Genomic DNA, 21,346 nt, shown 5'->3' with positions numbered 1-21,346 from the left:
ACGGTGACATTTCTGGTAAGAGGAAGGTTAATTTATCAACGCAGGTGGTCAGATAAGGCGACGGCAGAGCGTGTTGATAGCCTGTCGTAGCCACACAATCTTGGGATTATGACTATTACGTTTGTGCCATAATAGGGTAAACGGCACCATCAGCTTTTCCCGCTGTTGCGCATCAAAAGGCAGGGGGCGCGCCACTAACGGTAGCTGGTGGAGCTGATTGTAGTGCTGGCAATAGCGCGGCGCGGTTGCTATCAGGGTGTGATCCGGCTGGGCGGCCATAAAGAGTGACTGCTCGAACCCCGGCAGGCTCAACGCGATATGGCGTTTGCGTCCCATTTCTTGCAGGACATCATCCAGCGCCCAGGTATCGCTTTGCTCCCAGCAAATACTGATATGCGGGTAGCGCAGAAAAGTGTCCAGATCCCACGCTTCACGCAGTGCCGGATGATCTTCCCGCAGCCAGACCCACGGCAAATCGCTAAACAACACCTCAAAATCAATCGCGAGCGGCAACAGACTGAGCAATTCTCGCGAGCGGGGATGGCTTTCGCGTCCGGTAAATCCGATATCGACTTCCCCGCGCGTAATCGCCTCCAGCGAGTCATAATCCCAGTTGCGAACCTTAATGGTAGCCTGCGGATAGCGCTGATAAATCTGCTGCGACAGTGAATTAAACATAATCATCATCAGCGGCGACTCTGCTGCCAACTCAAATTTTAAACCGCGCGGCGTTTGATGATGCGGTTTATCAAGCAGTTGATTCCCCATCTGCATCCAGTCCGCCAGACTTTGCTCCATACTGACCATCAGCGGCGTCGGCGCCAGGCCCAGCGGCGTATTGACGAACAGCGGATCGTCAAACCATGCCCGGAGTTTCGCCAGCGATTTGCTGACCGCCGAGGGCGTTACGTTCATCCGTTTTGCAGCTTTAGTGACGCTGCGCTCCTGCATGAGTAACTGTAGGCATAACAGCAAATTAAGGTCGAGATTGGTAAGGGATTTCTTCATGCTCGGCTACGGACCTGTTGGGCGTGACGGAGAAGATCAGCAGAATACTCACTATGCTACAACCAATCAGAATCCCGATCAGCATATTCATCGCGCTGATACCGAGTATTGCCGCCAGCCAAATCCACAGTGATGAACCGCAAACCTGCGCGATACCGAGCGTGGAACTGGCCACTCCAGCGCGCAGCGAAAACGGCCCCAGCGCCTGGCTCATCGCGACGCCAAAACCAACCGAGAATCCGGCGCAGATAAGCGTCAGGCCAAAGAGTGTGACGGTATTGGTATGAGCAAGGCTTAACGTCACGCCAGCCGTCAAAAACAGCCCCTGTGAGACGAGCATTAAGGTTCGCGGCTTAAATAACCCAAGCGCAAAAGGGGTGGAAAAAGAGACGACCATACTGACGCCTGCGGTGAGCGCCATGGTAATGGCATAGTCGCCACGGCTAAATCCCATCACCTCCATCAGCAGCACTGGAGAGGCATTGACAAAGGTCAGGATCACCGACACGCTAAGGGTGGTGATCGCCAGTCGACTAACGAAAAAACGGTTAATCAGCGACTCGGCGGCGGGCGACGATCGTGATAAATCGCGTGGAGCCAGCCTTACCGGGCGCGTCTCGCGCAGGATAAACAGTGATAACAGGCCCACAATAATGCCCATCGCGGACATCGTATAGAACAGACTTTGCCAGGGGAAACGAAGCATAATCAAATGCCCCACCACCGGGGCGAGTACCGGCACAATACAGGTAATCCCATTCAATAATGACAGCACTTTCGCCCGGCGATGCTCGTCGAGCGTGTCGCGCAGAATGGCGAACGCCACCACATAGCAGCCGCCTGCACCTATTCCCTGAAGAAAACGCCCACTCAGAAATAGCGAGCCTTCCGACGCCCGTGAACAAAGCAGTGAGGCCATCATAAAGACGATCGCGCCGACGATCGCGACCGGTTTGCGGCCTGACTGATCGGCTATCTTCCCGGCAAACAGCATGGCCGTCGCCATTCCGGCCAGGTAAACGGAGAAGGCGATATGCAACTGCGCCTCGCTGGCGTTCAGATCGGCGGCTATACGCGGTAAACCGACCAGATACATATCAATACCGGCAGGATAGAGTAAAACCAGGGCAAAACTACACAGTAGAAAACGTTTCATAGCGGCCTCACGAAAAGTGTGGCGCTAAGAATACGGGGCGACGTTGCGCGAGACGAGTTGCCATTTGGACAACAGTGATTTCCGCATGGGAAATCATTGCTGCCGGATGGCGGCATAAACGCCTTATCCGGCTTACGGGTTTTGTAGGCCCGGTAAGCATCGCGCCACCGGGCAACACAACGTTATTTGCCGATACAGAAGCTGGAGAAAATCCGTCCCAGCAGGTCGTCGGAGGTAAACTCGCCGGTAATCTCGCTTAAGCTTTGCTGCGCCAGGCGCAACTCTTCCGCCAGCAGTTCCCCCGCCCATGCGCCTAATAGCTGCGCTTTGCCCTGCTCAAGGTGTTCAGCGGCTTCCGCCAGCGCCTGTAGGTGACGGCGGCGGGCCAGGAAGCCGCCTTCCATATTGGTATCAAACCCCATGCTCTGCTTGAGGTGGTTACGCAACACGTCGACGCCTTCGCCGGTACGCGCCGAGAGGCGAACCAGTGAGTGACCGTTTACTTCACTAATACCCAACGTTTCGCCGGTGATATCCGCCTTGTTACGTACCACGGTAATCGGTAGATTTTTGGGCAGACGGGCGATAAAGTCCGGCCAGATGTCGGCAGGGTCAACGGCGTCCGTCGTGGTGCCATCCACCATAAACAGCACGCGATCGGCCTGTTCAATCTCCTGCCAGGCGCGTTCGATGCCGATACGCTCAACTTCGTCGCTGGCGTCGCGCAGTCCGGCGGTATCGATGATATGCAGCGGCATCCCGTCGATGTGAATATGCTCGCGCAACACGTCGCGCGTGGTGCCGGCGATATCGGTAACAATGGCCGCTTCACGGCCTGCCAGCGCATTCAGCAGGCTGGATTTCCCGGCATTCGGGCGTCCGGCAATCACTACCTTCATCCCTTCGCGCAGCAGGCTGCCCTGGCGCGCTTCGGTGCGCACGGCGTCAAGATCGGCGATGACACCATTGAGCTGCGCTTCGATTTTGCCGTCAGAGAGAAAGTCGATCTCCTCATCCGGAAAATCGATAGCCGCTTCGACGTAGATTCGCAGGTGAGTAAGTGCTTCCACAAGGTGGTTAACGCGGGCGGAAAATGCCCCCTGTAACGAGTTTAGCGCCGAACGCGCCGCCTGTTCGGAACTGGCATCGATCAGGTCGGCAATGGCTTCTGCTTGGGCTAAATCGAGCTTATCGTTGAGGAACGCTCGCTCGGAGAACTCGCCCGGTCGGGCAATGCGCACGCCTGGAAGCGTCAGGATACGTTTTAACAGCAGGTCCAGGATCACCGGACCGCCGTGCCCTTGTAGCTCCAGCACATCTTCACCGGTGAAGGAGTTCGGGCCGGGGAACCACAGCGCAATACCCTGATCCAGCGCGCTGCCGTCAACGTCTTTAAACGGCAGGTAGTCGGCATAGCGCGGCTTCGGCAGCTTGCCCAGCACCTCTTGCGCAACGTCGCGCGCTTTCAGACCAGAGATACGCAGGATACCCACGCCACCGCGTCCCGGTGGGGTTGCCTGGGCGACGATAGTGTCGTTATGGCTCATGGTTAGTCTCAACTTTGTTGCAATAAAAAAGGCGGTCATATGACCGCCTTTTGATTGTAGGCCTGATAAGCGTTAGCGCCATCAGGCTGACCGGCGCGCCTTGCCGGATGGCGGCTTCGCCTTATCCGGCCTACACCGAATCAGGATTTTTTCTTCTCGCTGCTATGCAGGCCACGCTTCTCCAGACCACGGTAAATCAGCTGCTGCTGAATGATGGTGACCAGGTTGCTGACGATATAGTACAGCACCAGACCTGACGGGAACCACAGGAAGAACACCGTAAAGATGACCGGCATAAAGGTCATGATCTTCTGCTGCATCGGGTCGGTCACGGTGGTCGGCGACATCTTCTGAATGAAGAACATCGTTACGCCCATCAGGATCGGCAGAATGTAGTACGGGTCCTGTGCGGACAGGTCATGAATCCACAGAGCGAACGGCGCATGACGCAGTTCAATGGAACCCATCAGCATGTAGTACAACGCCAGGAAGATAGGCATCTGGATGATCAGCGGGAAGCAGCCGCCCAGCGGGTTAACCTTCTCCGCTTTGTACAGGGCCATCATCTCCTGGCTTTGGCGCTGTTTATCATCGCCAAGACGTTCGCGCATCGCCTGAATTTTCGGCTGCAGCATACGCATCTTCGCCATTGACGTGTACTGCGCTTTGGTCAGCGGGTACATGATACCGCGAACGATAAAGGTAATGATGATAATGGAGAAGCCCCAGTTGCCCACAAAGCTGTGGATCCACTTCAGCAACTTGAACAGCGGCTGAGAGATGAACCACAACCAACCGTAGTCCACGGTCAAATCCAGGTGCGGTGCAACAGCCGCCATTTTATCCTGAATTTCCGGGCCGACCCACAGGGTGCTGGTCATCGCGCCAGTCTGGCCTGGCTGTACCAGTACCGGCTGCGCTTTATAGCCGATAGCGACAATGCCGTTACCCAGATTAGCGGTGTAGAAATTGTTGGTGCCGTCGTTACGCGGAATCCATGCGGTAGCGAAATACTGCTGCAACATTGCCACCCAACCGCCTTTGGAGCTGACGTTGAGGTTTTCGTTATCGGCAATAGTGTCGAATTTGTATTTCTCATACTTCTCATCCGGCGTGGAGTACGCTGCGCCGCGGAACGTATGCAGCGCAAAGTTGCTGCTGCCGGTGTCGCGATGAGGAGGCAGGTTGACGGATTGTTTTAACTGACCAAAGGTGGAGACTTCCAGCGGTTTTTCGCCGGTGTTCTGCACGCTATAGTTCACGTTAACCGCATAATCGCCACGCTTAAAGACAAACGTTTTGGTAAACGTGTTGCCTGCGGCGTCAGTATAAGTCATCGGAACCTGCAGTTCGTTCTGACCGTCGGCCAGTACAAACGCCTCTTTCTCGACGTTGTACAGCGGACGCGGGCCGTTCGCCGGGTTATCCGGGCCGTCGCGGCCTGTCAGGCCGCTTTGCGCCTGATAGATAAACTGCGGGGTGGTTTCCAGCAGCTGGAACGGTTCGTTGGAACCCAGTTCTTTCGGGTAAGCCGGGAGCAAGGCCTGCTCGACATCACCACCACGGGTGTTGATAGTCAAATCAAGCACATCGGTTTTCACCGTAATCATTTTCCCCTGGCCACTGGCTGGTACGCCCTGGTCGGCGGCGCTACCCGCTGCGGTGGTCGTTGTCTGCGTGGTCTGTTGAGTCTGAGGTTGCGGATTTTTATCCTGCTCCCAGGCTTGCCAGATCATGAAAGACACGAACAGCAAAGCGATGACTAAAAGATTGCGTTGCGAATCCATCGTTAGTGTTCTCTGGTATCAAATGGTCCGGGCGGGACGGGATCGTCACCACCAGGGTGTAAAGGGTGGCATTTTAATACGCGTTTCACCGTCAACCAACTGCCTTTTATCACTCCAAACCTGCGCAATGCCTCAATTCCGTAGCTTGAGCACGTTGGCGTGAAACGACAATGCGGCCCAAGCAGCGGACTGATCAGGCGTTGATAGACCCGAATAAGGGCTATCAGGACCCGCGAGCCAGGCGACAGTGGCGGCGCCATAATTTTTCCAACGCTTCCGAGAGAGCACGGTTATCGAGGTCGGCAACCCCTTTTTTCGCCACCACCACGAAATCCATTGCAGGAAGTTCATGCTGGCGCAGACGGAAGCTTTCACGCGTCAGACGTTTAATCCGGTTGCGTTCATGCGCACGTCGAACATTTTTCTTGGCGACGGTAAGACCGATACGGGGATGCCCCAGCGAATTCAGGCGGCCGAGGATGGTGATTTGCGGCGTGCCAGCCCGTTGAGGTTGCTGGAAGACGAATGTGAAATGAGCGGGAGTTAACAAACGTAACTCCCTGGGAAATGCGAGCTTAACCACTCAGGGGTTAGCTTTATTACTTGGAAACGGTCAGACGAGCGCGGCCTTTAGCACGACGACGTGCCAGAACCTGACGACCATTTTTAGTAGCCATACGAGCACGGAAGCCGTGAGAACGGTTGCGCTTCAGTACAGACGGTTGAAAAGTGCGTTTCATGGCGATTTCTACCTAAACTTGAATAAATTCACTGACTTTTGCGTATACCCGAACAAACTTTGAACGACTTACGCCACAGTGTGGGTGATTAAAGAGGCCGGATTGTAATAATTGTACACTCCGGAGTCAATTCTCTTTCCTTATTTTCCCGCGATTTTCCACGCCTTTTTGTGCGGAAAATAAGCAGCGTTGACGCCATATGACGGGCATTGCGCGACGGGTGGAGAATTATACGGACTGCCAGGTAAAGCGCAAGGATCGCCCTGGATCTTTATGCGATCTTTTAGGCGTCTGCTCACCTTTACCTATTAATTTTTTCAATATGCGCGCGAAAGCGTACAGGAGTTCCCCAGGATCGATTACACTTATCCTTTCCTGGAAAGTCCTGTGGATAAATCGGGAAGAATCTGTGAGAAACAGAAGATCTCTTGCTCAGTTTAGGCTATGATCCGCGGTCCTGATCGTTTCAAACGATCCTGGTCAGGCATGAACACGAAATCTTTCAGACTGCGTGAAGTCGCGATCGTTTGAAAGATCCGTGAAAACCGCAGACAGCGGTTCGTGCGTCACCCTTCATGCAGGGTCTTATCGACGTGCGCCAACAATCATTAATGTATCAGCCTTTGTCATTTATCGACTTTTGTTCGAGTGGAGTCCGCCGTGTCACTTTCGCTTTGGCAGCAGTGTCTTGCCCGATTGCAGGATGAGTTACCAGCCACAGAATTCAGTATGTGGATACGCCCGTTGCAGGCGGAACTGAGCGATAACACGCTGGCTTTGTATGCGCCAAACCGTTTTGTGCTCGATTGGGTAAGAGATAAGTACCTCAACAATATCAATGGATTACTCAACGCATTCTGCGGCGCGGATGCCCCACAACTGCGTTTTGAAGTGGGAACAAAGCCCGTTACGCAAACGCTAAAAACGCCTGTGCATAACGTTGTCGCGCCTACGCAGACAACGACGGCGCAGCCGCAGCGCGTAGCGCCTGCGGCCCGTTCGGGCTGGGATAACGTACCAGCGCCGGCGGAGCCGACCTACCGCTCCAACGTCAATGTTAAACATACATTTGATAACTTCGTCGAAGGTAAATCCAACCAACTGGCGCGCGCGGCGGCACGTCAGGTGGCGGATAATCCTGGCGGCGCCTATAACCCGTTATTCCTCTATGGCGGCACCGGTCTGGGTAAAACTCACCTGCTGCACGCGGTGGGTAACGGCATTATGGCGCGCAAACCCAACGCGAAAGTCGTGTATATGCACTCCGAGCGCTTTGTGCAGGACATGGTAAAAGCCCTGCAAAATAACGCCATCGAAGAGTTTAAACGCTACTACCGCTCCGTTGACGCATTGCTGATCGACGATATTCAATTCTTCGCCAATAAAGAACGATCCCAGGAAGAGTTTTTCCACACCTTTAACGCTCTGCTGGAAGGCAATCAGCAGATCATTTTGACGTCGGATCGCTATCCGAAAGAGATCAACGGCGTTGAGGATCGTCTCAAGTCCCGCTTTGGTTGGGGGCTAACAGTGGCGATCGAACCACCAGAGCTGGAAACCCGCGTGGCGATCCTGATGAAAAAAGCGGACGAAAATGATATTCGTCTGCCAGGCGAAGTAGCGTTCTTTATCGCCAAGCGTCTACGCTCTAACGTACGTGAACTGGAAGGCGCGCTGAACCGGGTGATCGCCAATGCCAACTTTACCGGCCGGGCGATTACTATCGACTTTGTGCGCGAAGCGCTGCGCGATTTACTGGCGTTGCAGGAAAAACTGGTCACCATCGACAATATCCAGAAGACGGTGGCCGAGTATTACAAAATCAAAATTGCGGATCTGCTTTCTAAGCGTCGATCTCGCTCGGTAGCACGTCCGCGCCAGATGGCTATGGCGCTGGCAAAAGAACTCACCAACCACAGTCTGCCGGAAATCGGCGATGCGTTTGGCGGGCGCGACCACACTACCGTACTTCATGCCTGTCGTAAAATTGAGCAACTGCGTGAAGAAAGCCACGATATCAAAGAAGATTTTTCGAATTTAATCAGAACATTGTCGTCGTGATCCTATGAAATTTACCGTTGAACGTGAACATTTATTAAAACCGCTTCAGCAGGTCAGCGGCCCGCTGGGCGGTCGTCCTACGCTGCCGATTCTCGGTAACCTGCTCCTCCAGGTAGCGGACGGTACGCTTTCTCTGACCGGCACCGATCTTGAAATGGAGATGGTCGCGCGCGTTACGCTTTCTCAGCCGCATGAGCCGGGCGCCACTACCGTGCCGGCGCGGAAATTCTTTGATATCTGCCGCGGCCTGCCGGAGGGCGCGGAGATTGCCGTTCAGTTGGAAGGCGATCGGATGCTGGTGCGTTCTGGCCGTAGCCGCTTCTCGCTGTCTACGCTGCCTGCCGCCGATTTCCCGAATCTTGACGACTGGCAAAGCGAAGTTGAATTTACGCTGCCGCAGGCCACGATGAAGCGCCTGATTGAAGCGACCCAGTTTTCGATGGCTCATCAGGATGTGCGCTACTACTTAAACGGTATGCTGTTTGAAACGGAAGGTAGCGAACTGCGCACTGTCGCGACCGACGGCCACCGCCTGGCGGTGTGCTCAATGCCGCTGGAAGCGTCTTTACCCAGCCACTCGGTGATTGTGCCGCGTAAAGGCGTGATTGAACTGATGCGTATGCTCGACGGCGGTGAAAACCCGCTGCGCGTGCAGATCGGCAGTAATAATATCCGCGCGCACGTTGGCGACTTTATCTTCACCTCGAAGCTGGTGGATGGTCGCTTCCCGGATTACCGTCGCGTTCTGCCGAAGAATCCGGATAAACATCTGGAAGCGGGCTGCGATATCCTCAAGCAGGCGTTTGCCCGCGCAGCAATCCTCTCGAATGAGAAATTCCGCGGCGTGCGTCTGTACGTCAGTGAGAATCAGCTCAAAATCACCGCCAATAACCCGGAGCAGGAAGAAGCGGAAGAGATTCTGGACGTGAGCTACGGCGGGACGGAGATGGAAATCGGCTTTAACGTCAGTTACGTGCTGGACGTGCTCAATGCGCTGAAGTGCGAAACCGTGCGCATTATGCTGACGGATTCCGTATCCAGCGTACAGATTGAGGATGCGGCGTCACAGAGTGCTGCCTACGTTGTTATGCCAATGAGGCTGTAGAATCTGAAAAGGGGCTGGTTTACTTGCCATTTCGCCTCCCGGCAGTGCTCGAAATGCTCACGTACTTCGTGTACGCTCCGCTTTCTGCGCGCTGGCGGTAGACGAACTGGCTGCGACACACACGCCCCTGGACGAATGTACTAATATATGTCACTGACGCGCCTTTTAATCAAAGACTTCCGCAACATAGAAAATGCGGATCTCGCTTTATCCCCCGGCTTTAACTTCCTGGTTGGCGCCAACGGCAGCGGCAAAACCAGCGTGCTGGAAGCTATCTATACGCTTGGCCACGGTCGGGCGTTTCGCAGTTTGCAGCCTGGCCGCGTGATTCGTCATGAGCAGGAAGCGTTTGTTCTCCACGGGCGCCTGCAGGGCGAAGAGCGTGAGACGTCGATTGGCTTAACCAAAGATAAGCAGGGCGACAGCAAAGTCCGTATCGACGGTACCGACGGTCACAAGATCGCGGAGCTGGCGCATTTAATGCCGATGCAGTTGATTACGTCGGAGGGGTTTACTTTACTCAACGGCGGCCCCAAATACAGAAGAGCGTTCCTTGACTGGGGATGCTTTCACAACGAAGCCGGATTCTTCACCGCCTGGAGCAACCTGAAACGATTGCTGAAACAGCGTAATGCTGCGCTGCGCCAGGTGAGTCGTTATGAGCAATTGCGCCCGTGGGATAAAGAGCTGATTCCGCTGGCGGAACAAATTAGTACCTGGCGGGCGGAGTACAGTAGCGCTATCGCACAGGACATGGCGGATACCTGTCAGCAGTTTTTACCTGAATTTTCCCTGACGTTCTCTTTCCAGCGCGGCTGGGAGAAAGAGACAGACTATGCGGACGTGCTGGAGCGAAGCTTTGAGCGTGACCGTATGTTGACCTACACCGCGCACGGGCCGCATAAAGCGGACTTTCGCATTCGCGCCGACGGCGCGCCGGTGGAAGATACCCTGTCGCGCGGGCAGCTAAAGTTATTGATGTGCGCCTTACGTCTGGCGCAGGGCGAGTTCCTCACCCGCGAAAGCGGGCGGCGCTGCCTGTACCTGATAGATGATTTTGCCTCTGAACTTGACGATGCGCGTCGCGGACTGCTGGCCAGCCGCTTAAAAGCCACGCAATCGCAGGTCTTTGTCAGCGCAATTAGCGCTGAACACGTTATAGACATGTCGGATGAAAATTCGAAGATGTTTACCGTGGAAAAGGGTAAAATAACGGATTAACCCAAGATTAAATGAGCGAGAAACGTTGATGTCGAATTCTTATGACTCCTCCAGTATCAAAGTCCTGAAAGGGCTGGATGCGGTGCGTAAGCGCCCGGGTATGTATATCGGCGACACGGATGACGGCACCGGTCTGCACCACATGGTATTCGAGGTGGTAGATAACGCTATCGACGAAGCGCTCGCGGGACACTGTAAAGATATCGTCGTGACTATTCACGCCGATAATTCCGTGTCCGTAACGGATGATGGCCGTGGCATTCCGACCGGTATTCACCCGGAAGAAGGCGTCTCGGCGGCGGAAGTGATCATGACCGTTCTGCACGCGGGCGGTAAATTTGACGATAACTCCTATAAAGTCTCTGGTGGTCTGCACGGCGTGGGCGTCTCGGTAGTCAACGCTCTGTCGCAAAAACTGGAACTGGTTATCCAGCGAGATGGCAAAATTCACCGTCAGATCTACGAGCACGGCGTGCCGCAGGCACCCCTGGCCGTCACTGGCGATACCGATAAAACCGGCACGATGGTACGTTTCTGGCCGAGCCACGAAACCTTCACTAACGTCACTGAATTTGAATATGAGATCCTGGCGAAACGCCTGCGTGAACTGTCATTCCTGAACTCTGGCGTTTCCATCCGCCTGCGCGACAAGCGCGATGGCAAAGAAGATCATTTCCACTACGAAGGCGGCATCAAGGCGTTTGTTGAATATCTGAACAAGAATAAAACGCCGATCCACCCGAATATCTTCTACTTCTCCACCGAAAAAGACGGTATCGGCGTCGAAGTAGCGCTGCAGTGGAACGATGGTTTCCAGGAAAATATCTACTGCTTTACCAACAACATTCCGCAGCGTGACGGCGGTACTCACCTTGCAGGCTTCCGTGCGGCGATGACCCGTACGCTGAACGCCTACATGGACAAAGAAGGCTACAGCAAAAAAGCCAAAGTCAGCGCCACTGGCGACGATGCCCGTGAAGGTCTGATTGCGGTGGTTTCCGTAAAAGTACCGGACCCGAAATTCTCCTCGCAGACCAAAGACAAGCTGGTCTCTTCCGAGGTGAAATCGGCGGTGGAACAGCAGATGAACGAACTGCTGAGCGAATACTTGCTGGAAAACCCATCTGACGCGAAAATTGTCGTCGGCAAAATTATCGACGCCGCGCGTGCGCGTGAAGCGGCGCGTCGCGCCCGTGAAATGACCCGTCGTAAAGGCGCGCTGGATTTAGCGGGCCTGCCGGGCAAACTGGCGGACTGCCAGGAACGCGACCCGGCGCTGTCCGAACTGTACCTGGTGGAAGGGGACTCCGCGGGCGGCTCTGCGAAGCAGGGGCGTAACCGCAAGAACCAGGCGATTCTGCCGCTGAAAGGTAAAATCCTCAACGTCGAGAAAGCGCGCTTCGACAAGATGCTCTCCTCTCAGGAAGTGGCGACGCTGATCACCGCGCTGGGCTGCGGTATCGGTCGCGACGAGTACAACCCGGACAAGCTGCGCTATCACAGCATCATCATCATGACCGATGCGGACGTCGACGGCTCGCACATCCGTACGCTGCTGTTGACCTTCTTCTATCGTCAGATGCCGGAAATCGTCGAGCGCGGCCACGTCTACATTGCGCAGCCGCCGCTGTACAAAGTCAAGAAAGGCAAGCAGGAACAGTACATTAAAGACGACGAAGCGATGGATCAGTACCAGATTTCCATCGCGCTTGACGGTGCGACTCTGCACGCGAACGCTCATGCGCCAGCGCTATCCGGCGAAGCGTTAGAAAAACTGGTCTCTGAATATAACGCCACGCAGAAAATGATTGGTCGTATGGAGCGTCGCTTCCCGAAAGCGCTGCTCAAAGAGCTGGTGTATCAGCCAACTCTGACCGAAGCCGATCTTTCTGATGAGCAGACTGTAACGCGCTGGGTGAATGCGCTGATTACCGAGCTGAACGAGAAAGAGCAGCACGGCAGTCAGTGGAAGTTCGATGTTCATACTAATACGGAACAGAATCTGTTCGAGCCGATCGTTCGCGTGCGTACGCATGGCGTGGATACCGATTATCCATTGGATCACGAGTTTGTGACCGGCGCGGAATATCGTCGTATCTGCACGCTGGGCGAGAAGCTGCGCGGTCTGATTGAAGAGGATGCGTTTATCGAACGCGGCGAGCGTCGCCAGCCGGTAACCAGCTTCGAGCAGGCGCTGGAGTGGCTGGTGAAAGAATCACGTCGCGGTCTGGCTATCCAGCGTTATAAAGGTCTGGGTGAAATGAACCCGGATCAGCTGTGGGAAACCACCATGGACCCGGAAAGCCGCCGTATGCTGCGTGTGACCGTCAAAGATGCGATTGCTGCCGACCAGCTGTTCACCACGCTGATGGGTGATGCCGTTGAGCCGCGTCGTGCCTTTATCGAAGAGAACGCCCTGAAAGCAGCGAATATCGATATTTAACCTGCCTTAATCCCCGGCCTACCGCTGGTTGGCCGGGGCATCATGATGTTCATCGACATAGCTGAATAAAAAATCTCTAAAGCGCTGAGTGGCGGGCGTTTGTGCGCGCCACGCATGGAAATAAAGGTTCATATTGCGCCGCAGCGGAGGCGTGAGCGAACAGGTCGCTAATTGGTAGCTTTTGGCGTAATGGCGGGAAAAGGTTCCGGCGATCACCACGCCTTCACACTGCGCCGCCAGCGACATGGCGGTCGCCATATGTTCCACCGTCATTTTGGGCTTAATGCGCACGCCAGCGGTTGCGGAGATCATCGGAATGGATTCGTTGCCAACGGCGATCAGCTCTTCGCTTTGAATCTCTTCCCAGCGAACCGTTTTTTTATGCAGCCGATAGTCCGGATGGCAGTACAGGGCGATTTCCGTTGTGAACAGCGTTTGTTTGTCGATTTCCGGTTCCAGCGGCCGCTCCGGGCCGATACCAAAATCGGCTTCTCCCAACATAATGCTTTTTTGTAATTGCGACATGGGCTTATCAATAAGCTGTACGTGGGTATGCGGATGCTGCCGCTTAAAGGCATGGATGATTTGCGGCAGAAAAGCACAGGCGATCAGCGGCGCGCCAACAACCCGCACCAGGGATTTTTTGATCTCTTTCAGGTCGCGGGCATAATTTTCGGCCCGTTGAAACTCTTCAACAACCCGCATGGCGGCGGGTAAAAACTTTTCGCCGTCGGGCGATAGCTTCACCACGCGCGAAGTGCGGTCGAAAAGGGAAACCTCCATCTGGCTTTCCATTTCGTTGATTAAACCGCTAACAGCTCCCTGCGTGATGCACAGATATTTGCTGGCGGCGGTAAAACTACGCAAATCCGCGACGGCCAGAAACGCGCGAAATTGCCGGATAGTTAAATTCATTTGCCACCTGTGTTACCCCTTTACTGAGAGGATTTTATCTCAGGCTGGATAAGGTCGCGTTGATACGACTCGCAAATACAGGGTGTCTGCCTGCGGCGCAGGCAGACAGTTGGCTTATTTTACGGTGATGGTTGGTGATTTTTTCATGGTTTCTTCGGTCAGTTCCTGGCCGATGCCGGGAAGCTCCGGGACTTCGTACATGCCGTTCTTCGGCAGGTAGTTGTATTTACAGGTCTGTGTATTCGGCTCCAGCAGCGCATACCGGTGCAGTTCGTGGATGACGAAGTTCGGGATCACGGTTTCCATATGCAGCGCCACTGCTGTGGAAATTGGCCCGCCGCAAACGTGGATTTGCACCGTTTTGTCGTAAACATGCGCCATATCGCAGATTTTCTTCACTTCGGTGATGCCGCCGCAGGTGCAGATATCGGGCTGAATAACGCTCAGGCTGCCGTTTTCCAGGAAAGGACGGTATCCCCAGCGCCAGTAAATACGTTCGCCAGCCGCCAGTGGAATATTGACCTTATCGGCAACCTGCTTCATCTGCGCGGGGTTCAACGGCATGACCGGCTCTTCGTAGTAGAAGACGCCCAGTTCTTCGATCATGCGGCCAAACTGAATCGCCGAGGTGGTATCCGTAAAGGCATGCATTTCGGCGATGATATCCACATCCTGGCCGACTGCATCGCGAATGGCGGCCATACGGTCGTAGCCCAGACGCAGGATTTTATCGGTGAGAGGCCCGTTGAGGTTTTGCTGGTTCCAGTTGCCGTGGCGATCCATTGCGACGGTATCCACTTTTATTGCGTCATAGCCTTCGCTGACGGCGGTCAGTGCCGCCTGTGCATACTGCTCCGGCTCGGTCAGCATATCTTTATCGCTGCCGTCCCCCCAACCAAACTGTAGCTGACTGGCGTAGGTTCTTATTTTCTCGCGGCTTTTGCCGCCAAGCATTTTATACAGCGGCACGCCCCACGCTTTGCCTTTGATATCCCACAGCGCGATATCGATGCCGCTCATCGCAGCGGAAAAGATGCCGCCGCCGCCCTGCCCCCAGAAGGTTTTTTTGAGCATCTTTTCCCAGATAGCTTCGTTATTCATCGGGTCCATGCCGATGATAATGGCGGCTAAATCTTTTGCCATGCCGATGCCTGCGGAGGCACCGACGCCGTAGGCCAACCCGACTTCGCCAAAACCGGAAATGCCCTCATCGGTATTAATTTTTACCACCACCGGACGCCATTTGCTGGTGGCGGACGCAAAATCGTTCGCCACATCAATAATATCAACGCTGGTAATTTTCATCATTTACTCCTCGTAATTAATATTTTTTAATCGTTAAGATTAATGCCGATACCACGGCGATAGCGCTGATAAAAACCAGGCATAGTAAGCCGCCGGTATAAGTTCCAGTGATAGAAATAAATAAGCCGATAAATACGGGGGATAATGAAGAGAGTCCATTGGCGACGCCGTTCATTACGCCGCTGGCGGCGGAAATAGATTTTCCGGGTATCATTCCCTGTAATAACGTCCAGGCAACGGGTGTACCCATCGTACAGAAAGCAACAGCAAAGGAGAGGAGTACCGCTGACATATATTTATGTTCGGTTATGGTGCCGAAATAGATACTGACGCCAGCGAAAAACATTAATACCATTAATATGGGGGCGCTGCGTCCTATTTTATCGACGAAGACGCCTGCGGCCGCTTTGGCAAATATCGACAGGACAAAGGGAAGCGACGCCAGCCAGCCCATTTCCGCCCAACTGAACCCTCTGGCTGATTTTAGATAGGTCGGCAGCCAGGTAATCATCCCCCAGTACAGGCATTGCAGACACAGATACCACAGCACCAGCAACCAATAGCTGTAGTTGGTAATCACCGGTTTTACCCGCAACATAAAACTTTCGCTGCTGCCTGCGCTTTCCGTTTCCTGCCCGGCTTTGATATAAGCCAGTTCCTGCTCGCTGATACTTTTATGTTGTTCTGGTTTATCAGCAACATATCGCCAAAGTAGCCAGAGTGGGATTAACCCAAGAGCGGCGCATAAAAAGAAGTTGGAGCGCCAGCCGTGGGTGCCTATCCACCAGGTGAAAAAAGGCATCGCAATGGCGGGAGCGACTGACTGGCCGACGATCCACGCCGCGTTTGCTCTGCCGCGTTCCTGCTTCGGGAACCAGTTTTTAATAAATACGCTTTGCAGTGGATAATAAAATCCCTCTCCGATGCCCAGTAATATACGGCAAATAATAATTAGAGCGAATGATGTAGCGACTCCGCCAATCATTAAAGCGATAGTCCAGATCAGAATACAAAGCATCATTGCTTTTCTGGGGCCGAGATAATCACCAAGCGGTGATAATACAACGTTAGCGATACCATAAGCGGCCAGAAAGACGGTCATCATCATGCCGATTTGCAATGGCATACCTTCAATACCCATATAGGCTAAGAAGGGTTCATTCGCGGCTAATACCGAAACATTAACGCGATCGAGATAAGCAATAAATATTCCAATAAACAGACAGGCAACGATTAAAAATCTTTTCCTGGTTGGGGGGGCGGTAAGGGCCATCGACATTAGCGATCTCCTTCTCATCGGATAAGGTTATTTTAAAATATAAGTTTTTGTTGATTTTTACTGATTAAGAACCAATCCCATTAGGCTCTAAGTGATGATGTCCAAAGTAGCAATACACATTCTTTTAGAAAAACGGTATTTTCTGTTTGATTAATGAGGTTATCTAATACATCAGGAGGGAGAATACGGCCTGAAAAGGGGAATCCCGTTTGTGAATCTTATCCCCCTTTCTCTCGGATTCTTTGCTGTTTTTTGAGCGGAATCGCGTTAGCATGAGTCAGGACTCATTTAATGCGGGGATTTCATGGCTATCAAACTTATTGCTATCGACATGGATGGCACCCTTCTGCTGCCCGATCACACCATTTCTCCGGCGGTTAAAAACGCGATTGCCGCTGCGCGTGAAAAAGGGGTAAATGTGGTGCTGACCACAGGCCGTCCGTATGCGGGTGTGCACAGTTACCTGAAAGAACTTCACATGGAACAGCCCGGCGATTATTGCATCACCTATAACGGGGCGCTGGTGCAGAAAGCAGGGGACGGCAGTACGGTTGCGCAAACGGCGCTCAGCTATGATGACTACCGTTACCTGGAAAAACTGTCCCGTGAGGTGGGTTCTCACTTCCACGCATTAGACCGAAATACGCTTTATACCGCTAACCGCGATATCAGCTACTACACGGTGCATGAGTCGTATGTGGCGACCATTCCGCTGGTATTTTGTGAAGCGGAGAAGATGGACCCGAACACCCAGCTCCTGAAAGTTATGATGATCGATGAGCCTGCCGTTCTCGACCGGGCGATTGCGCGTATACCGGCAGAGGTGAAGGAAAAGTACACCGTGCTGAAAAGTGCGCCGTACTTCCTTGAAATCCTCGATAAACGGGTTAATAAAGGCACTGGCGTAAAATCACTGGCCGAGGCGCTGGGTATTAAGCCAGAGGAGGTGATGGCGATTGGCGATCAGGAAAACGACATTGCGATGATCGAATACGCCGGCATGGGCGTGGCAATGGACAACGCCATTCCGTCGGTCAAAGAGGTGGCTAACTTTGTGACTAAATCGAACCTTGAAGATGGTGTTGCCTGGGCGATTGAAAAATTTGTGCTGAACCCCGATCACTCATCCGGCCATTTCCCCGCCCGATAAGGCATAGTCGCCATCGGGCAAATACGCGCTTAACGACCCGCACTTGCTGCGGGTTTTTTTATATCTTTCGTTTACGTCTTATAACGTCCCCATAACCAATTGTCGTTTTTGTGATCTAAATTGTAGTACAACATAATTGTGTTGTACTACATTGATGGCATGGTAACGACGGTTGATATCACGCTAGTACTACAAAATTGCGGCGTAATTCAGCTATCGCGGTAAAGTAAGAGAGTTCACATCGAGCACAAGGACTCTCTATGACTCTCAATAAAACCGATCGCATCGTTATCACGCTGGGCAAACAGATTGTCAGCGGTAAATACGTACCCGGTTCGGCGCTGCCAGCGGAAGCGGATCTGTGCGAGGAGTTTGAAACGTCGCGCAACATCATTCGCGAAGTGTTTCGTTCGCTTATGGCGAAGCGGCTAATTGAAATGAAGCGCTATCGCGGCGCGTTTATCGCACCGCGTAACCAGTGGAATTATCTCGATACCGACGTGCTGCAATGGGTGCTGGAAAATGACTACGACCCGAGGCTTATCAGCGCGATGAGCGAAATACGAAACCTGGTGGAGCCAGCAATAGCACGCTGGGCGGCGGAACGGGCAACATCAAGCGATCTGGCTGAAATTGAGTCGGCGCTAAACGACATGATTGCCAACAACCAGGACCGGGAAGCGTTTAACGAGGCGGATATTCGCTATCACGAGGCAGTGTTGCAGTCGGTGCATAACCCGGTGCTGCAACAGTTAAATGTAGCGATCAGCTCGCTACAGCGAGCGGTATTTGAACGGACCTGGATGGGCGATGCGGCCAACATGCCGAAAACGCTCCAGGAACATAAGGCGCTATTCGATGCGATACGGCATCAGGATGGCGATGCGGCAGAGCAGGCGGCATTAACCATGATCGCCAGCTCGACACGAAGGTTAAAGGAAATCACATGACAGCTCGCTACATCGCAATTGACTGGGGATCGACCAATCTGCGCGCCTGGCTTTACCAGGGCGACAAATGCCTGGAGAGCAGGCAATCAGAAGCAGGCGTTACACGCCTGAACGGTAAATCTCCTGACGCGGTGTTAGCAGAAGTCACAACACACTGGCGCGACAGCGCCACCCCAGTGATAATGGCGGGCATGATCGGCAGTAACGTAGGCTGGCAAAATGCGCCTTATCTGCCGGTTCCCGCCCTGTTCTCCGCTATTGGCGAACAGTTAACCGCCGTTGGCGACAACATCTGGATCATTCCCGGATTGTGTGTCTCACGCGAGGATAACCACAACGTGATGCGCGGTGAAGAGACGCAACTACTTGGCGCCCGCGAACTTTCTCCTTCTTCTGTCTATGTCATGCCCGGCACGCATTGCAAATGGGTACAGACTGATACGCAACAAATTCATGATTTTCGTACTGTGATGACAGGCGAACTCCATCACTTGTTGCTGCGTCACTCGCTGGTCGGGGCTGGTTTGCCGGAACAGGAAGTTTCTGGCGACGCCTATGCCGCGGGGCTGGAGCGCGGTCTTAATTCTCCTGCCGTCCTGCCTTCTCTTTTTGAGGTTCGCGCCTCGCACGTGTTGGGACACCTTGCGCGTGAGCAGGTCAGCGACTTCCTCTCCGGCCTGTTGATTGGCGCGGAAGTCGCCAGCATGAGCGAATCCTTCGCGGCGCAACAGGCTATCACTCTCGTCGCTGGACCCGCGCTGATCTCACGTTACCAACAGGCGTTTAGTGCTATTGGGCGTGATGTTTCAACCGTGGATGGCGATATGGCATTTCAGGCTGGAATAAGGAGCATCGCTCATGCAGTGGCAAACTAATCTCCCTCTCATCGCTATCTTACGCGGTATTACGCCCGATGATGCCCTGGCGCACGTTGGCGCGGTGGTGGATGCGGGATTTGACGCTATAGAAATTCCGCTTAACTCCCCACAGTGGGAAAAAAGCATTTCTTTCGTGGTGAAGGCGTATGGCGGCAGGGCGCTTATTGGCGCTGGTACCGTACTGAAACCGGAACAGGTAGACCAGCTTGCCGGGATGGGCTGCAAGCTGATCGTCACGCCGAATATCCAACCGGAGGTGATCCGCCGGGCGGTGAGCTATGGCATGACCGTGTGTCCGGGCTGCGCCACGGCAACGGAAGCCTTTTCTGCGCTGGATGCAGGCGCACAGGCGTTAAAAATTTTCCCGTCGTCGGCGTTTGGTCCGGGCTACATCAGCGCGCTGAAAGCGGTACTTCCGCCGGATGTTCCGCTATTTGCCGTCGGCGGCGTGACGCCGGAAAACCTGGCGCAATGGATTAAAGCCGGCTGTGTGGGCGCGGGATTGGGTAGCGATCTCTATCGCGCCGGGCAATCCGTTGAACGCACCGCGCAGCAGGCTGCGGCATTTGTTAATGCGTATCGAGAGGCAGTGAAATGAAAATAACTCACATCACCACGTACCGTTTACCTCCACGTTGGATGTTCCTGAAAATCGAAACGGATGAAGGCGTGGTTGGCTGGGGAGAGCCGGTCATTGAAGGTCGGGCACGTACTGTAGAGGCGGCAGTACATGAGTTTGCCGACTACCTGATAGGGAAAGATCCGGCGCGTATCAACGACCTATGGCAGGTAATGTACCGGGCCGGTTTTTATCGCGGCGGCCCGATTATGATGAGCGCCATCGCCGGTATTGACCAGGCATTGTGGGATATCAAAGGCAAGGTGTTGAATGCGCCGGTCTGGCAGCTCATGGGCGGCCTGGTGCGCGACAAAATCAAGGCCTATAGCTGGGTGGGTGGCGATCGTCCGGCAGACGTCATTGACGGTATTGAAAAATTGCGCGGTATTGGTTTTGACACCTTCAAGCTGAACGGCTGTGAAGAGATGGGCGTGATTGATAACTCCCGTGCGGTGGATGCGGCGGTCAATACCGTGGCGCAAATCCGCGAAGCTTTCGGCAGTGAAATTGAGTTTGGGCTCGACTTCCACGGTCGCGTTAGCGCGCCGATGGCGAAGGTGCTGATTAAAGAACTGGAACCCTATCGCCCGCTGTTTATTGAAGAGCCGGTGCTGGCGGAACAGGCGGAATATTATCCGCGCCTGGCAGCGCAAACGCATATTCCGATTGCCGCAGGCGAACGTATGTTCTCGCGTTTTGAATTTAAACGCGTGCTGGACGCGGGCGGGTTGGCGATTCTACAGCCGGATTTATCCCACGCGGGCGGCATTACCGAATGCTATAAAATCGCCGGAATGGCGGAAGCATATGATGTGGCGCTGGCGCCGCATTGCCCGCTGGGTCCAATCGCCCTGGCTGCCTGCCTGCATATCGATTTTGTTTCGCGCAACGCGGTATTCCAGGAGCAGAGCATGGGCATTCACTATAACAAGGGCGCGGAGCTGCTCGACTTTGTGAAAAACAAAGAAGACTTCAGCATGGACGGCGGCTTCTTTAAACCCTTAACCAAACCGGGTCTTGGCGTAGACATTGACGAGGCCAGGGTGATTGAACTTAGCAAAAGCGCGCCGGACTGGCGTAATCCGTTGTGGCGGCACGCTGACGGATCGGTAGCCGAGTGGTGATCGCCACGCTGTAGGCTCAACAAACGTCGCCCTCCGGGCAACCCAATTTAAATATAAA

The 21,346-nt window shown here is 54.0% G+C and carries 19 protein-coding genes; 9 read left to right on the top strand and 10 right to left on the bottom strand.

What is annotated here, in order from left to right:
- Positions 1-48: 48 nt before the first annotated feature.
- The 7 genes from yidZ to rpmH form a co-directional block, all read right to left on the bottom strand.
- A complete protein-coding gene (gene yidZ, locus N7E69_RS08315) occupies positions 49-1,008 on the bottom strand; it encodes an HTH-type transcriptional regulator YidZ (protein ID WP_000749365.1) in 960 nt (319 codons plus the stop codon).
- Positions 977-2,164 carry an MFS transporter gene (locus N7E69_RS08310; RefSeq protein ID WP_000819602.1) on the bottom strand — a complete coding sequence of 396 codons (1,188 nt, stop codon included), beginning with the start codon at positions 2,162-2,164 and terminating at the stop codon, positions 977-979. The genes yidZ and N7E69_RS08310 overlap by 32 nt, the downstream gene beginning before the upstream one ends.
- A gap of 182 nt (positions 2,165-2,346) precedes the next feature.
- Positions 2,347-3,711: a tRNA uridine-5-carboxymethylaminomethyl(34) synthesis GTPase MnmE gene (gene mnmE / locus N7E69_RS08305; protein ID WP_000019081.1), complete on the bottom strand. Its 1,365-nt coding sequence runs from the start codon at positions 3,709-3,711 to the stop codon at positions 2,347-2,349.
- 140 nt (positions 3,712-3,851) lie between these two features.
- Positions 3,852-5,498, bottom strand: coding sequence for a membrane protein insertase YidC (gene yidC, locus N7E69_RS08300; RefSeq protein ID WP_000378284.1), 1,647 nt, complete (start codon positions 5,496-5,498; stop codon positions 3,852-3,854).
- A gap of 2 nt (positions 5,499-5,500) precedes the next feature.
- A complete protein-coding gene (gene yidD / locus N7E69_RS08295; RefSeq protein WP_001307474.1) occupies positions 5,501-5,758 on the bottom strand; it encodes a membrane protein insertion efficiency factor YidD in 258 nt (85 codons plus the stop codon).
- Positions 5,722-6,081, bottom strand: a complete 360-nt coding sequence (gene rnpA / locus N7E69_RS08290; protein ID WP_000239725.1) for a ribonuclease P protein component — start codon at positions 6,079-6,081, stop codon at positions 5,722-5,724. Before rnpA ends, yidD begins: the two co-directional genes overlap by 37 nt.
- Before the next feature lie 16 nt (positions 6,082-6,097).
- On the bottom strand, positions 6,098-6,238 hold the full coding sequence (gene rpmH, locus N7E69_RS08285; RefSeq protein WP_000831330.1) for a 50S ribosomal protein L34: 141 nt from the start codon (positions 6,236-6,238) through the stop codon (positions 6,098-6,100).
- 660 nt (positions 6,239-6,898) lie between these two features.
- Between rpmH and dnaA the strand changes: the two genes are divergently transcribed.
- The 4 genes from dnaA to gyrB all read left to right on the top strand — a co-directional run bounded on the left by dnaA (position 6,899) and on the right by gyrB (position 13,068).
- On the top strand, positions 6,899-8,299 hold the full coding sequence (dnaA, locus tag N7E69_RS08280; RefSeq protein ID WP_000059090.1) for a chromosomal replication initiator protein DnaA: 1,401 nt from the start codon (positions 6,899-6,901) through the stop codon (positions 8,297-8,299).
- A 4-nt stretch (positions 8,300-8,303) separates the two neighbouring features.
- Positions 8,304-9,404, top strand: coding sequence for a DNA polymerase III subunit beta (dnaN, locus tag N7E69_RS08275; protein ID WP_000673474.1), 1,101 nt, complete (start codon positions 8,304-8,306; stop codon positions 9,402-9,404).
- 147 nt (positions 9,405-9,551) lie between these two features.
- Complete coding sequence (gene recF / locus N7E69_RS08270) at positions 9,552-10,625, top strand: DNA replication/repair protein RecF (protein WP_000060083.1); 1,074 nt, start codon at positions 9,552-9,554, stop codon at positions 10,623-10,625.
- Positions 10,626-10,653: 28 nt separating this feature from the next.
- On the top strand, positions 10,654-13,068 hold the full coding sequence (gene gyrB, locus N7E69_RS08265) for a DNA topoisomerase (ATP-hydrolyzing) subunit B (protein ID WP_000072047.1): 2,415 nt from the start codon (positions 10,654-10,656) through the stop codon (positions 13,066-13,068).
- An 18-nt stretch (positions 13,069-13,086) separates the two neighbouring features.
- On the opposite strand, the gene N7E69_RS08260 is transcribed toward gyrB, so the two are convergent.
- The 3 genes from N7E69_RS08260 to N7E69_RS08250 form a co-directional block, all read right to left on the bottom strand.
- The gene (locus N7E69_RS08260) at positions 13,087-13,983 is read right to left on the bottom strand and encodes a LysR family transcriptional regulator (protein ID WP_001054589.1); all 897 of its coding nucleotides are present in this window, start codon (positions 13,981-13,983) and stop codon (positions 13,087-13,089) included.
- A gap of 114 nt (positions 13,984-14,097) precedes the next feature.
- Positions 14,098-15,291: a mandelate racemase/muconate lactonizing enzyme family protein gene (locus tag N7E69_RS08255; protein WP_001575168.1), complete on the bottom strand. Its 1,194-nt coding sequence runs from the start codon at positions 15,289-15,291 to the stop codon at positions 14,098-14,100.
- A 13-nt stretch (positions 15,292-15,304) separates the two neighbouring features.
- Entirely contained in the window at positions 15,305-16,567 is a 1,263-nt protein-coding gene (locus tag N7E69_RS08250) for an MFS transporter (RefSeq protein WP_000061259.1), read from the bottom strand.
- 304 nt (positions 16,568-16,871) lie between these two features.
- On the opposite strand from N7E69_RS08250, the gene yidA reads away from it, so the two are divergent.
- From yidA to dgoD, 5 genes are all read left to right on the top strand, one after another.
- Positions 16,872-17,717, top strand: coding sequence for a sugar-phosphatase (gene yidA, locus N7E69_RS08245; RefSeq protein ID WP_000985575.1), 846 nt, complete (start codon positions 16,872-16,874; stop codon positions 17,715-17,717).
- 260 nt (positions 17,718-17,977) lie between these two features.
- The gene (gene dgoR / locus N7E69_RS08240) at positions 17,978-18,667 is read left to right on the top strand and encodes a D-galactonate utilization transcriptional regulator DgoR (RefSeq protein WP_000174317.1); all 690 of its coding nucleotides are present in this window, start codon (positions 17,978-17,980) and stop codon (positions 18,665-18,667) included.
- Entirely contained in the window at positions 18,664-19,542 is an 879-nt protein-coding gene (locus N7E69_RS08235) for a 2-dehydro-3-deoxygalactonokinase (protein WP_000127122.1), read from the top strand. The genes dgoR and N7E69_RS08235 overlap by 4 nt, the downstream gene beginning before the upstream one ends.
- Entirely contained in the window at positions 19,526-20,143 is a 618-nt protein-coding gene (locus tag N7E69_RS08230) for a 2-dehydro-3-deoxy-6-phosphogalactonate aldolase (RefSeq protein WP_001198739.1), read from the top strand. The genes N7E69_RS08235 and N7E69_RS08230 overlap by 17 nt, the downstream gene beginning before the upstream one ends.
- Positions 20,140-21,288: a galactonate dehydratase gene (dgoD, locus tag N7E69_RS08225; RefSeq protein WP_000704735.1), complete on the top strand. Its 1,149-nt coding sequence runs from the start codon at positions 20,140-20,142 to the stop codon at positions 21,286-21,288. Before N7E69_RS08230 ends, dgoD begins: the two co-directional genes overlap by 4 nt.
- Positions 21,289-21,346: the final 58 nt, after the last annotated feature.

Source organism: Salmonella sp. 3C, assembly GCF_025426275.1.
Classification (GTDB): Bacteria; Pseudomonadota; Gammaproteobacteria; order Enterobacterales; family Enterobacteriaceae; genus Salmonella; species Salmonella enterica.
This window is presented reverse-complemented; position numbering and strand designations above follow the sequence as displayed.